Here is a 13,657-nt window from a genome sequence, read left to right as displayed (position 1 = left end):
AAAACCGCAGTTTTTACTGCGGTTTTTTTATGCTAAAGGCTACTGGCGTAAACCAGAAAAGAATGGATAATCATACCGATAATATTGCTTCTGCCTAATACGTTTGTCGATGAAAATCCTGCTGATTACCTGCGTAGGCCAAGAGATTTCGAGAGAGATGGTAAATATATTTGGCTTAGCTTTGGTATTAAGAGCGAAAAAACTAAAAGGCATGATGTTATTAAATTATACGTTTTAATCATCAAAGATACTTTTTTTAGTACGCTTACCGTCTAAACTGCTGTACTGGCATTAATGTAAATGACTAATAGTTGGTTAGACAATTATGGCAACGCATAAGGAAACAATGAAGCACGTTAAGGATAACCCCATTATCTCGCAACGAGGCGTAGGATTAATTGAGATCCTTATTACCCTATTTATTCTTGCTGTAGGGTTGTTAGGTGTTGCTGCGCTTCAATTTACCGGGTCATTTGCCAATAAAGATGCAATTAGTAGAACACAAGCCGAATTAGTTGCCGCACAAGTGGCTGAGCGTTTGCGCGCAGCAGCACGGCCTGCGACTGTTGGTGATGGTATGGTAGTAAATAATGCCTATTTCTCCAGCAATTCATACAACTTCTCCACATTAAGCTGCACCGGCTCTAGCCAACCTTATCAGTGCTTTTGTCTAACTCGCCCAGCCGGTGTTCCCAACTGCGAAAGTAATAACTGCACAGAACTGCAGATGGCAGAGTACGATGGATGGGCGTTATCCTGCTCGGCGGTGCAAACTAACCCACAAACTGAGATTGCAGTGAGTTGCGATGACAATAATAGTGCAGATATTTATTCCTGCAGCACTGGGTCGCGCATTGAAGTGATGTTGACATGGCCTGTTGCGTCTTCGAGCACGCGACAATACACCAAGAATAGCCGATGTAATCCGGATACCGGCGATAGTAATGCCTGTGTTGTTAAGGATATTACGTTATGAGGCGCTCAAATGTGTGCTTAGCTATTTTGTTTAAGAGCCGCTCTTTTAAAAGGCGTGTTTCCAAAAGCAGTGTTTCTTTCAATACTGATCATATGAACAATAATTACATAAGCAGCGCACCTAGAGCTAACCAAGGCGGTTTTTCATTGGTGGAGTTAATGATAACCCTCACCCTTGGACTTATTATCTCAGGTGCCATCATTCAGGTATTGGTAAGCAGCAGCGTAACAAATAAACTCAATCAGGCGGTGTCGCAAGTACAGGAATCGGGTCGTTTTATTATGAGTCGACTGTCGAGTGAGTTTTACGAAGTGGGTCGTTACGACCTTATCACTGCCAACGTGGATACGTCCGTGGATACTGTAGCCGAATCAGCCTACATTCAGAATAATCCTGTTGCCATCCCCGGAGATTTCATTAACAGCGCTACGCTAGGCAGTATTCAAACCACTAGCGGTGGAAATGACAAGCTAGTGGTGAATCTTTTGGCTGCTAATGATTGTACCGGCAGCAGACATGGCTACCCGGTGGACACCGAATTTCACGTGGTGAATCATTACTTTGTTGTTGGCAGTGAGCTTAAATGCACTGGCTTTGATGGAAGGGTACTTCGCGGCCTTAAATCTCAAACGGTGTCTCCAGTAACGGTTACCTTATTAGATAATATCGAAAGTTTTCAAATTCAATTTGGCGTGTCAGATACGGTAACGACATCACAGGGGCAGGCGGTTACTTACGTTACATCTGACCAGATTGGAAACTTACGTACATTGAATCAACAGGTTGTCTCACTTCGGTGGGCGCTCATGTTAAAGAGTTATCAAAATGAAGTGCGCCAAACGAACGCACAAAAATTTGCATTACTTAACGAAGCCGCAAAAACCATGGATACAGCACATTACTATCAGGTCTTTTCTAAGACACTTGCGCTTCGCAATATGAAAAATTTTGTTAGGAGTTCACGATGAAACAGCGTGGTTTAGTCATGGTGTTTGCACTACTTGTACTGCTTTCTATCACCGTATTAGGTGTGAGCGCAGTCACTAGCAGCTTATCGCAATCGAAAATGGCCATGTCGATGCAGCAAAGCGGTCTAGCATTTGATGCGGCCGAATCAGCAATAGCCGGAGTGTTCTTTGAGTCAGAGGATGAAGTGTTACTTGCTGACGATACGTTAACCGATCCGCTTTCAGAGGCAAGGCAGGGGACTATTTTCGACCCTAATGCAGATGAAATGAGCTGTTTTGATGAAGGAGACTGGACGGACAGGCATATGACTGCCGGTGGTTTAACTACGGGAAGTCGTCACGTTACTTCAGGAAATTATCAGTCGTCTATGTCGACTAAGAGTTGGTCTCGAACTGCTTTTATACGAGAACAGGCTTGTCGAGGCTCGAGCAACGTTATTGGTGGCAGCAATGTTAACTGTCATGTTTTTATTATTAGAGGATGTGGGAAGGTTTCCGGTAAGCCTTCGGTGGTAGCAAATTCACTCGCCGCGTCGGTCTTTGGCCCAGCATCTCAATAGGTAGTAATATGAAAAAGTTAATTAGTTACTTCACATCAACGGTTTTATTTAGCTGCATTGCATTTTCTGCCATTGGCGACGATTTAGATATCTATCTTGGAAATGCGGATAGCGCAGTAACCTACAACCCTAACGTTATTTTTATCATGGATACGTCGGGAAGTATGAGTGGGAAAGATGGTACTGGTAAGTCCCGTATGCTGCGCGTACAAAATGCACTAAAAAATGCTCTCGGTTCAGCGACGAATATCAATGCTGGGCTTATGCGTTTTTCTGATTACGGTGGCCCAATTCTATATCCTGTCAAGGATATAGATAATGCGGTTCGCCCTGAAATTGTAGTATCTACCGGCTCAAGTAACAACGATGCCCATGAGATAGACGGCTCGGTAACAACATCTTCAAATGAAGTTATCCTCAGTAAAGGTACCGATACCGTTACCTCAGGGTTTCGTTTTGAAACACTGCAAATTCCCCAAGGCGCCACGATTGTGAGCGCTAATATTCGGTTTACGTCAGAAGGGTTTAATATTGCTGACACCTCCTTAGTGATTTCTGCAGAGGGCCAGGCCGACACTACAGCGTTTAGTTCATCTTCAAGCAACCTCTCCTCAAGACCTAAAACGGCCACAAACGTAGAGTGGTTGGCAGCTAACAGCTTCCCCACAACAGGAGAGGTTATTACCACGCCAGATATCAGCGGTGTTATACAAGAAGTCGTCGACCTTAACGATTGGTGCGGTGGTAAAGACCTTAATGTACTTATTGAGGGCAGTAGTATTACAGGATTAAGCGACCGCCGTGTGAGAGCTATTGACGAGGGTGTAAGTGGTGCCCCGCAACTGGTTGTGTCTTACGATGATTCAACTGCTACTGGTTGCACACAGGGAGAAAGTGTTTACCAAGTAGCTAGTCAATCAGACAATATGGAAGAAGATACCAAGGGGAAACCTAACACTGGGAGTTATCTGAACTTTAGAAACGACTGGAATAACTTTGTCGGTGTTCGCTTTAATAATCTCAATCTTCCCCAAGGAGCTACGATTGACGAAGCTTATCTAGAGTTCACAGCTTATGAAACAAATACGGCGAATAATGCCAGTATGCTTATTCGCGGCGTGGAACGGGATAGCATTACTACATTCGGCTCAAATAATAAAAATAATTTAAAAAATCTTCCTAAAACATCTGGGCTCACATGGAACATGCCAAAGTTCTATAAAAATAGCGCCTATCGTACTCCTGACATTAGTAACATAGTAAAGGAAATTGTTGACCGCTCTGGATGGCAACCTGGAAACAACATGGCATTTATCTTCAACAATTTTAACGGTAGACGGGGAGCATATTCATACAATGGACAACCATCAGGGGCGCCACGTCTAATTGTTAAATATAAGGGAGCAGCAACTCCGGGGTCTTCCTCTACGGTTAGACAGCATTTAATCAGTAAGGTGGACGAGTTAAGTACAAGTGGGTTTACCCCAATTGTAGATACCCTGTATGAAGCAGCAAATTACTTCGGTGGAAACTCAGTTTATTATGGACTAGAGAGAGGTAAGAGTGGAGTTGGCGATGATGTTAGGCGGAATACCCGAGTTAGCCACCGGTTATCTTACCTTGGTGGCGATCCTATAAGGCCTGCTGGTTGTAACGAGGGAAACCTGTCCGATAGTGACTGTATCAACGAGAGAATTCCCGTAGGTGCTACTTATATCTCTCCTGTTTCAGACCTTCAATGTCAAACGAATAATCATATTGTGCTGCTATCAGACGGTGAGGCGAACAATAATCACAGCGTTGATGAAATTCAAGCCCTTTTGGGGGAAACCTGCACAGGCAACGGTGATGAAAAATGTGGGCTAAATTTAGTCAAAAATATCAGTAAAGCAGAAACCTCAGCCATTGGCCCTCGGGTGATAACACACACTATAGGTTTTGCTGCTAACAGTACTGCAAATAACTTTTTAAATCAGCTTGCTATTCAAAGCGGGGGCGGATTCTACCAAGCGGATAACAGCGAAGATTTGTTAGAAGCGTTTAATACCATATTGCGCTCTGTTAAGGACGTTAATGCCACCTTTGTATCGCCAGGTGTGGCGGTAAACCAGTTAAACCGATTAACCCATCGAGATGAGCTTTATTTCGCTTTATTTAAGCCCAGTGAAGGTGCTGTTTGGCCTGGGAATTTGAAACGTTATCGATTGAGCGGTGAAGACGTTTTGGATAAAAACGATTCAAGTGCGGTAGACAGTGTTACCGGCTTTTTCTCTGAAAGTTCGCATAGTTTCTGGTCTGTGTTTGCTGACGGAAGCGATGTAAGAAATGGCGGTGCTGCAAGCAAACTCACGTCTGAACGCAACCTCTACGTATTCGATGAGGCTGGCGCTATAATTAGCAGCAACAATGAACTGCACGAAGACAATAGCTCTATTACTGAGTCAGATTTAGCTATTGTTAGTGAAACTGATTCCGAGGCGCTTCGAGATGTTTTATTGAAATGGGCGCGCGGCGTGGACGTTAAGGATGAGGACGGTGATGGCAGTACCAGTGACTTTGTCTCTAGAATGGGCGACCCAATACACTCACAACCTATAATTGTGAATTACAGTACAGACGATTCAGCCATATTTGTGGCAACCAATCACGGTATGTTGCACTCCATAGATACAAAGACTGGCGATGAAAACTTCGCCATAATGCCAAGAGAGTTATTGTCTAATCTTAATTATCTCTATGAAAATATCTCCTCTTATGATCATCAGTATGGGCTTGATGGGGATATGGTACTGCGAACTGTTGGCAACAAGATGTATCTTTATCTTGGCATGCGTAGAGGTGGCCGCAACTATTATGTTTTTGATGTGACGCAAAAGACATCGCCAAAATTAGTGTACAAAATTGAAGGTGGCACTGGTAGTTTGAGTAAGCTTGGCGAAACTTGGTCTCGACCCACAATTACCAAAGTCAAAATAGGGGGCGTGGTAAAAGACGTCATGATTGTTGGCGGCGGATATGACAATGCTCAAGATAACAGAGTAACTAGGAGCGGCGATAACTTTGGTAATGCTGTCTTTATGTTCGATGCCGATACCGGTGCGCTTTTATGGCATGCCAGTAATGCTGATGCCAATTTAAACCTAACGAGCATGCAATACAGTATTCCAGGTCGAATTTCTGTGATTGACAGGGATAACGATGGTTTGGCCGATCATATGTACGTGGCCGATACTGGCGGGCAGCTATTTAGACTTGATATCTATAATGGCGAAACAGGGGCCGACTTTATCAAGGGCGCTCGATTAGCCGACTTTGGCGGTGATACTGCAGAGTCAAATCGCCGTTTCTATTACGGTCCTGATGTGTCCGAAGTCGCTTTAGGTGATGAATTGTATTACGGCGTGGCATTAGGCAGTGGCTGGCGTGCATCACCGTTGGATACTGCGGTGGAAGACAACTTCTACATGCTTAAAGACGACGGCGTATTCAACCGCGATACAGACGGTGACTATAAGTTTATGTCAACGGTGTTTGAAAGCGATATGTATAACGCAACCAGCCATGCATTAACCAGTTCGGTTGAGTCTGAGCGAGAGATTGCAGCTCAGGACTTTGCCAATAAAGCTGGATGGTACCTCAATCTTTCCACTGGGGGGGAGAAGGTATTGTCATCACCGCTGATCATTGACTATAAAGTATTCTTTACTACGTATGTGCCATCTTCAAGTAGCACGAGTGCCTGTGCACCGCCTACTGGCAACAGTCGGGCTTACTTGGTTAATTTGTTTAACGGTAATGCCCTTACAGACCTAAATATTAACGGTATTCTTGATGACGGTGACCGTGCTGCGGATCTCAAACAGACGGGGATTGCGCCAGAAACCAAAATTCTGATTGAGAGCATTACCAGTCCGGTTGTGTGTTTAGGTACAGAGTGTGTTTCTGCTGTTATTGAAGTAGATGAGGACGGAAACGACGAAGCATGTACCTCTGCCTTTGAGTGTTTGGGGCAGAATATTTACGGGCGATTCGAGCGTATTCAGCGCGGAAGTTGGCATTCAGAGACAGAGCGAGAGCAATAATTGTGAGTAAGGTAAAACAACAGGGCTTTTCACTGATTGAGCTAATGATTGTAGTGACTATTATTGGCATCATTGCAGGTATTGCATATCCCTCTTATCAGGGGGTTATAGCTGATGGCTACAGAGGAACAGGGCAAGCTGACCTACTCGCCTTTGCTGCTGCCATGGAGCGGCATCAAAGCGGTTCGTTTAGTTATGAAGGCGCTGGCAGTAGTGGAAGCAACACGGGGGCGCCTGCTGTATTTGCCACCTATTCACCATCATCTGAAAATGCGGCAAGCAAGCGCTATAACTTAACGATCGTTGCCGCAAATGCCACTAGCTATGAGCTCAAGGCCACGCCTGTGAGCGGCTCTGGGCAAGCAGACGATGGCGCCTTATTTTACTTCAGCGATGGTCGAAAAGGTTGGGATAGAAACAACAATGGCTCACTAGACACTGGCGAGTACTGTTGGTCTTGCTAAGTTACTATTGGGAGCGCTTAAGGCTTAAACTACAAGAAGATAAGCTAAGGGATTATTGTTAATGTATACGTGTTAAATGGCCCAATTCTTGAACATCGGCCCAGGCTTGCTCATAGCTATCAATCATCATTTGCTCTCTCGCAGTATTTATATCGGTATTGCGAGAAAGCTTCTTGTCATAAATGGCAATCCATAGCGATTCAGTGTGAGTATACGCTCCAACCATACCCACTGTGACTGATAAAAATAGGGCAGTCGCTATAAGTACTTCAACCAATGCGCCTCCGTGTTGCGCGCGCTCTCTATTTAAATGATGTCGGTTTTCACAACACATTCTGCTCATGGTTTTCATCATATCTCTCTGTCTCTCAAAATAGTGTTTATGGCTGCATTAAAACTGTGCATGCCAGCTACCGGGAACAGCAATAATTTTAGCCAGCTTGGGTGCCCGTTGAAGAGTGCGCAAAAGATGTGGCGAGTATGTGACGGCACCATCATTTTGCAAAGTAATAGTATGTGAGGAGGTGAGAGCTCCATTTATGCTAGCACCGTGCTCCACTGTCGCAGAGTAAGCAATTCCATTGTCTGATAATAAAATGATCACGCCGTAAAAAGACGTTCCGCCTAGCACAGTTAAATGACCGTTTTTAATGATAAGCAGCATCGGATTTGTACTGCTGCTATGCTCTACGTCGTTGTTGTTAAGTTCACAATCTCCGTTAATCCAATGCATGGTTGCCTCATCTAAATCGGTACATGAACTTGCAACAACACTTAACGGAAAATAGGTTGGCACTAGGGCAGAAGCGCTTCTGTTAAAAAGCCACTGGGTGAGGTGTGTATCTGGTGTGGTGGCCTGTAGTTTTGTAGGTATTTTGATAAACGATGGGTATCGTAAAAAACGTTGTTTAACTTTGGTATCGGTTTTAGCGTGATGCAGCGCTATATCGAAGGCTTTCACCGTTTGAACGTCATCGCCAAGATAATTACTAGATACAATAGTGTGTGCTATTGATGTATTACCTAGTGCAACTGTGTTGGGAGGTTGAGTACGAAGCTGAGAGCTAATATTGCGCATTTCTTTTTTTGTGTCTAAGTAGCGTTCCTGGGTAACTCCTAAAGCTTCCTGAATTGCTTGAAAGTCACTAACTGCAACGGTTACGCTAGTTAAGGTGAATGCCGCAATGCTCAGAAGTACAAGCACAGACGAAATAATAAAAAGACCTTGCTGTTTTCGTCGGTAAGTGCACAGCGTCTTCATTGTAACTGAGATGCTCTTTAACAAAGAGCGAGTGAATAATAAGCTACTCAACAACGCGCTATTTAACATTGGCCACCTCCACAATAAATGTTGTTGAGGCTTCAACGCCAGAAAATACACTGCTAAAGGCTTTGATGTATATTTCATAGGCAACTCCCCATCCACTTACATGCAATCGGGTAATCGAAAATTCACTCACGCTAACATCTTTGGTGTCGGTTAAGTCTTGCCAGTGAGTTTGCGAACAGCTTCGTTTCCCAACGCGATATTCAATAGCCTTATTTCGTAATCTAAAACCAAAAAACTCATTTGGGGTAAGCGTAATAGTGCCGTCACTGTTTTTGTCATAAGAGAAGGTAAAACAGCTATTTGGCGCTTCGGAGCTAAAACGAGAAACATCGATAGACGGCAGGCTTGCATGAGAGACGGCAAGCTGTGTCGCTATTGGTTGCTCTATATAGCCTGCTTGTTCTAAGTGAGCAGTAATAACATGCTGCAGTGACTGAATTTCGGCTTCAATGGCAACGGTATGTTGAACTTTTAACAGCGCACTGTAAAAGAATGCAGTATGACGGGACGCCAAAACCAGTAAAGTGCTTGCTATACCAGTGGCCACAAGCAGTTCAACTAGGCTAAACCCTTTACTTTTCAACATGTGGCAACACCGCTTAGGCTGGATGTGGAGCAGTGTTTAATTCGTCCTAAGGCGCTTATCACCACCTTGCCAGAATGAGACGGGCTTTTTACCGTGATTGTCGTATTGTTTGAGAAGTTTACCGCGCCGAATTTGCTAAAGGTAACAATGCGATTCTTATTGTTCGCGGTTGTCAGAGTCATTCCTGATTGCGTTGCTAAGAATGCATACTCTTTTCCATCAATGCTACAGGCACTGGGGGCTGAGCAATCACAGGATACTAGTCGGCTACTTCCCGCACATTGTCCACCAGTAACGTCTACCACAAATGACACATTTGATTGTGAGGCTACGGCGACTACTTTTGCAGTCTCTGCAAGGCTACTGATATGACGAAGAGCCTGTTTAAACTTGTTCGCCTCGTGCCACTGTGCAAAGGAAGGCGCAGCTAAAAGCAGTGTAATAATGAAGATGGAGAGTGTGACCATTAGCTCTAGTAATGTTAAACCAGCTATGTGCTGTTTGTACTTAACGGCGTTGTTATAAACCATGCTTGGGGTCGGTTATGCCATATAGGGTGAATTGATATGGTTAATCTATAGGGAAATTGAGACGCAGGTAATCTGTACTATGGAAGGTAATTGTTTTAAAAAGAGAGGGCTTACCCTTGTTGAGCTGTTAATTGTATTGTGTATTGTGGGTATTTTAACCACATTAACAATGCAGTCTTATGAATCAGGGAAAAGGGTAACGTCTCGCTATTTGGCGAAAAGCCACATGATAAAACTTCAGGCCATTCAGTCGCGGTATTGGCTTAGTAGCGGAGCCTTTGTTCCGCTATCAAAGTTACCTAACATAGACACTGGCGGTGTAAAAATTAAGGAAGTAGCGAGCAGTAATAGCCATTACGAGTTTAAGGCAGTGCTCACGTATTTTGATAGCAAGGCCCCTTGCCGGACGCTTGTTGTCACCAACACGGCTTTATTGCCAAGGCAGTGTTGGTTAGCTCATTAAGCTCACTTTACTTATGAACAGCTCAAATCTGCGCCTGTTAAGTCTTCTTTCGTGCCATCTCCATCACTGTCTATGGCCACTGAAATTCGGCCGTACAGCGAGAGAAGCAGTGCTGACGCATATTCGCTGCTATTGTCTTTTGGGCAGAGCGTAATGGTGGCTGCTTGACTTATGCCGCCTTGCTCGTTGAAGGTGATAGTGCCCGATATGCCGTAAATTGTATTTGCGCTATTGAGTGGATCGCTGGTGGTGATAAGCGTTTCAGAAGTATCACGGGAGCCGTTACCATTGTCATCAACAAAAATCATGGTGGCGTTTTTCCAGCTGCTCACACAGCTTGTGTAATTTTTGGTTGGACACATAACTACGTTTGATTGCTCATCTACTGCTGTAAATCGAGCACGCTGGGCCACTGCACTTAAGCTGTTAAGATCTGAAGTGATCCTGTTTTTTATCAGAATGCTTTGTATAGCAGGGGCAACCGTCGTCAGCATAATAGCAACAATCGCTATGGCAATGAGCAGCTCTAGCAGGGTTAGCCCTGCTTGGTTTACTGTAACCTGTCTATTATTTTTCATTCGACTTTTTATCATAATTACTCAAAGTTCTTGGTCAAAATCTGACACTTTTTTAATCCCGTATGCAGAATTTGATAAACAAAAACGCCAACATTTAGCGTACACTAAAGTGGTTGGGCATAGCGTATGTTTTACTTCTATTGCGCATAGTTCGCTATACGTCTTTATGATAAGCCTACTACACGTACTACGATTAACGGTGGCATTTAATCTTGCCACTAACATCTATACGGATAATATCGTAAACTCACTGACTAAGACGCTTAAAAAACATGTGGATATTATGATGCAAAAACAAGCAGTTATTGAAGAGATGCAAGTGCTTCCTGAAATCGATGTTGAATTTGAGGTAGCGCGAAGAGTGTCATTTATAAAAAAACAGTTGCTCACCTCAGGATTAAACTCTTTAGTGCTAGGTATTAGCGGCGGGATAGATTCATGTACTTTGGGCAAATTAGCACAGCTTGCCGTCAATGAATTGAATAAAGAAAATCATGAAAACTACCAGTTTATAGCAGTCAGACTTCCTTATGACACCCAAGCTGATGAAGATGATGCACAGCAATCTATCGACTTTATTCAACCCTCACATTCTGTGACCGTCAATGTTCAGCCAGGCGTTGATGCCATACATACTTCTACAACAAACGCACTGAAAGAGACGGGGTTGCTTCCTGACAGTACTGCCAAACAAGACTTTGTGAAAGGCAACGTTAAAGCGAGAGCGCGTATGGTCACGCAATATGAGATTGCCGGCATGGTGGATGGGCTTGTGCTAGGTACCGATCATTCGGCTGAAAATATTACAGGGTTCTATACGAAATACGGCGACGGTGCTTGCGACCTAGCCCCGCTTTTTGGTTTAAGTAAACGTCAAGTTAGAGCACTGGCATCGCATTTAGGTGCGCCTCACAACGTGATCACCAAAGCCCCTACAGCAGACTTGGAAAGCCTGTCTCCACAGAAAGCAGATGAGCAAGCGCTGGGAATGACTTACGATCAAATCGATGATTTTCTGGAAGGTAAGCCAGTTTCCGCTGAAGTGGAAGAGAAATTGCTTTATATTTATGAACGTACACAGCACAAGCGTGTACCCATTCCAACAATCTATGATGAGTTGTAGTCATGAAAAAAATTGAAGCTATCATTAAGCCATTTAAAATGGACGATGTAAGGGAAGCATTAGCTGAAGTCGGTATTGCAGGGATGACCGTTACTGAGGTAAAAGGTTTCGGCAGGCAGAAAGGGCATACTGAACTTTACCGCGGCGCTGAATACCAAGTCGATTTCCTCCCTAAAATTAAGGTTGAGTTAGTGCTCGACGACGAGCGCGTGGAACAAGCATTAGATGCTATTCAGTCGGCTGCCAAAACAGGTAAAATTGGCGACGGCAAAATATTCGTTTATAACGTAGAAAGTGCGGTTCGAATCCGAACCGGTGAGCAGAACGAAGACGCTATCTAATCGAACCCTGTAAAAGCGCACAAAAAAGGGAGCGTGCTGCTCCCTTTTTTTTCGCTATAGCGTGTGGCTTAGTGGTCGTGTCCGCAACCTTCAGGTCCGTGCACATGTCCATGTTCGCGCTCTTGCTCAGTCGCTTCTCGAATATCTACCACATTAACGTCAAACGTTAATGGAATACCCGCCAAAGGATGGTTACCATCAACAACCACTTCTTCATCATTGGTCTCTATAATAATGACAGACTGTTCGCCTTGTGGTGTAGTGGCACGAAAAGACATACCTACTTCAACTTCTGTACCTTCAAACATTGAACGAGGAACGGTTTGAACTAACTCGTCTACACGCTCTCCGTATGCTTTTTCAGGCTCGATAGAAACGTTGAAGCTATCGTCTTTGTCTTTTCCAATTAATGCGTCTTCTAGTCCCTCAATAAGGAAGCGTTGACCAAGCAACACGACTAGCGGTTCTTTTCCTTCAGAAGAATCCAATGTGGTTCCATCTTCGGTTGAAACAGTATAGTGAAGTGTTACAACGCTATCAGAGGTAATAGTCATATAAAATCCTAAGTTTTCCCATGTGGGTAATGAATGTAAATCGTTTGCCGTAAAATCAGCGACGTTTCTTTATGATGTTGCTGGCTTGTTGCTCAATACTGTACGGCAGAGCATAAGGGTAACAGGTTACAGCCTCATTATCAGCCAACCTGTGTAAATCTTGTGGGGTGGTATCGTTAGAAAGTACCGCCATAAAGTGAGTTTCATTATCTAAACGGGCAACGCTTGTTACCAAGCCTGCTCTTCGCCAATTATCGCCAAGCTGCTTCTCAATAGTGTCTCCTGCAGAAACCTCAACATTTCCATCAATACAAAAACTGAATGCAGCACGTTTGTTTTTCCCTAAAAAACGGGTTCTCGCCACCACTTCTTGGCCCATGTAGCAGCCTTTATCAAAATCAATGGCATTAAGGGCGTGTACGTTTAGCATCTGCGGTACATATTCACCCACTGTACTTCCGTTGACTGTCGCGTGGGCATTAGCAATTTTTATGGCGTCAAACACCGATTGTGCATAACAGGGAAGTGCGTTCTTGGCTATGTTTGCTGTAACGTCGTCGCTAGCTTGTTGGTGCAGAACTACGAAGTACCCCTGTTGCGCGGTATCGGTTTTAAAGCAAAGCCCATACTCGTTTTGATAACTGATAAGAGAACCGTCGCTATCGGTTTCGTCTAGAGACACGTCAGGGAAATGTTTGCTTAAAAGGGCTACCGCTTCAGCGCCTGAAACAAAAAAAGCACTGAATTCGCTGCTGCTATCAACGATGTCTACTTTTGAAAATACGCCGTACTTATTGAGCTCAGCCAGGGTACGTGCACCAGCGTCTTCATTAGTCAGTAGCAGTATTTTTGAGCCAAATCGCGCCAGGTACCCCGTTGACCATGTTTTACCTTTGTTATCGCAATGGGCGTAGTGCCGTACCGTCTTGTCATCTAGCTTATTAATATTGACAGTTAGTTGGCCCTGCAGATAGCTATCCACTTGCTCACCTTCGAGGGATATAATCATGGTGTTGCCAAGTGTTACAGCATAATGTTGTGGTAGTGCATCTAGCGTTTTTAGTGACATGATGGCGCTCTTTTTAGAAACGTATAATCTCAA

At 44.1% G+C, this 13,657-nt stretch carries 15 protein-coding genes; 8 read left to right on the top strand and 7 right to left on the bottom strand.

Annotated features, from left to right (window positions below; translation table 11 throughout):
* Positions 1-346: 346 nt before the first annotated feature.
* From pilV to AC27HD_RS07585, 5 genes are all read left to right on the top strand, one after another.
* Positions 347-976, top strand: a complete 630-nt coding sequence (pilV, locus tag AC27HD_RS07605) for a type IV pilus modification protein PilV (RefSeq protein WP_052010264.1) — start codon at positions 347-349, stop codon at positions 974-976.
* A gap of 92 nt (positions 977-1,068) precedes the next feature.
* On the top strand, positions 1,069-1,944 hold the full coding sequence (locus tag AC27HD_RS07600; protein ID WP_487104810.1) for a PilW family protein: 876 nt from the start codon (positions 1,069-1,071) through the stop codon (positions 1,942-1,944).
* Positions 1,941-2,504 (top strand): pilus assembly PilX family protein, encoded by a 564-nt coding sequence (locus AC27HD_RS07595; protein ID WP_032096894.1) that lies wholly within the window; start codon positions 1,941-1,943, stop codon positions 2,502-2,504. Before AC27HD_RS07600 ends, AC27HD_RS07595 begins: the two co-directional genes overlap by 4 nt.
* Positions 2,505-2,512: 8 nt before the next feature.
* Positions 2,513-6,586 carry a PilC/PilY family type IV pilus protein gene (locus tag AC27HD_RS07590; protein ID WP_487104808.1) on the top strand — a complete coding sequence of 1,358 codons (4,074 nt, stop codon included), beginning with the start codon at positions 2,513-2,515 and terminating at the stop codon, positions 6,584-6,586.
* Complete coding sequence (locus AC27HD_RS07585) at positions 6,586-7,050, top strand: type IV pilin protein (RefSeq protein ID WP_032096951.1); 465 nt, start codon at positions 6,586-6,588, stop codon at positions 7,048-7,050. The genes AC27HD_RS07590 and AC27HD_RS07585 overlap by 1 nt, the downstream gene beginning before the upstream one ends.
* 58 nt (positions 7,051-7,108) lie before the next feature.
* Here AC27HD_RS07585 and AC27HD_RS07580 read toward each other — a convergent pair whose 3' ends face one another.
* Genes AC27HD_RS07580 through AC27HD_RS07565 form a run of 4 tightly spaced genes read right to left on the bottom strand, consistent with a single transcriptional unit; the run spans position 7,109 to position 9,496 of the window.
* Positions 7,109-7,405: a hypothetical protein gene (locus AC27HD_RS07580; protein ID WP_487104806.1), complete on the bottom strand. Its 297-nt coding sequence runs from the start codon at positions 7,403-7,405 to the stop codon at positions 7,109-7,111.
* 36 nt (positions 7,406-7,441) lie between these two features.
* Positions 7,442-8,311 carry a hypothetical protein gene (locus AC27HD_RS07575; protein WP_487104804.1) on the bottom strand — a complete coding sequence of 290 codons (870 nt, stop codon included), beginning with the start codon at positions 8,309-8,311 and terminating at the stop codon, positions 7,442-7,444.
* A 58-nt stretch (positions 8,312-8,369) separates the two neighbouring features.
* A complete protein-coding gene (locus AC27HD_RS07570) occupies positions 8,370-8,966 on the bottom strand; it encodes a prepilin-type N-terminal cleavage/methylation domain-containing protein (RefSeq protein WP_487104802.1) in 597 nt (198 codons plus the stop codon).
* On the bottom strand, positions 8,960-9,496 hold the full coding sequence (locus AC27HD_RS07565) for a hypothetical protein (protein ID WP_032096899.1): 537 nt from the start codon (positions 9,494-9,496) through the stop codon (positions 8,960-8,962). Before AC27HD_RS07565 ends, AC27HD_RS07570 begins: the two co-directional genes overlap by 7 nt.
* 79 nt (positions 9,497-9,575) lie before the next feature.
* On the opposite strand from AC27HD_RS07565, the gene AC27HD_RS07560 reads away from it, so the two are divergent.
* Positions 9,576-9,959, top strand: a complete 384-nt coding sequence (locus AC27HD_RS07560; protein WP_032096900.1) for a type IV pilin protein — start codon at positions 9,576-9,578, stop codon at positions 9,957-9,959.
* 11 nt (positions 9,960-9,970) lie between these two features.
* On the opposite strand, the gene AC27HD_RS07555 is transcribed toward AC27HD_RS07560, so the two are convergent.
* Positions 9,971-10,537 (bottom strand): GspH/FimT family pseudopilin, encoded by a 567-nt coding sequence (locus tag AC27HD_RS07555; protein WP_487104799.1) that lies wholly within the window; start codon positions 10,535-10,537, stop codon positions 9,971-9,973.
* A 286-nt stretch (positions 10,538-10,823) separates the two neighbouring features.
* Here AC27HD_RS07555 and nadE point away from each other — a divergent pair, with 286 nt between their 5' ends.
* Together nadE and AC27HD_RS07545 are read left to right on the top strand one after the other, a co-directional pair.
* On the top strand, positions 10,824-11,660 hold the full coding sequence (gene nadE / locus AC27HD_RS07550) for an ammonia-dependent NAD(+) synthetase (RefSeq protein ID WP_334031664.1): 837 nt from the start codon (positions 10,824-10,826) through the stop codon (positions 11,658-11,660).
* A 2-nt stretch (positions 11,661-11,662) separates the two neighbouring features.
* The gene (locus AC27HD_RS07545; RefSeq protein ID WP_032096901.1) at positions 11,663-12,001 is read left to right on the top strand and encodes a P-II family nitrogen regulator; all 339 of its coding nucleotides are present in this window, start codon (positions 11,663-11,665) and stop codon (positions 11,999-12,001) included.
* A 68-nt stretch (positions 12,002-12,069) separates the two neighbouring features.
* On the opposite strand, the gene AC27HD_RS07540 is transcribed toward AC27HD_RS07545, so the two are convergent.
* Positions 12,070-12,555 carry an FKBP-type peptidyl-prolyl cis-trans isomerase gene (locus AC27HD_RS07540; protein WP_032096902.1) on the bottom strand — a complete coding sequence of 162 codons (486 nt, stop codon included), beginning with the start codon at positions 12,553-12,555 and terminating at the stop codon, positions 12,070-12,072.
* 55 nt (positions 12,556-12,610) lie between these two features.
* Positions 12,611-13,624, bottom strand: coding sequence for a CAF17-like 4Fe-4S cluster assembly/insertion protein YgfZ (gene ygfZ / locus AC27HD_RS07535; RefSeq protein ID WP_487104796.1), 1,014 nt, complete (start codon positions 13,622-13,624; stop codon positions 12,611-12,613).
* Between the last annotated feature and the right edge of the window lie 33 nt (positions 13,625-13,657).

This window comes from Alteromonas sp. 4NS20-0143 (assembly GCF_057542855.1).
Note: the sequence above shows the minus strand (reverse complement) of the source record. Positions and strands in the feature narration are given on the sequence as shown.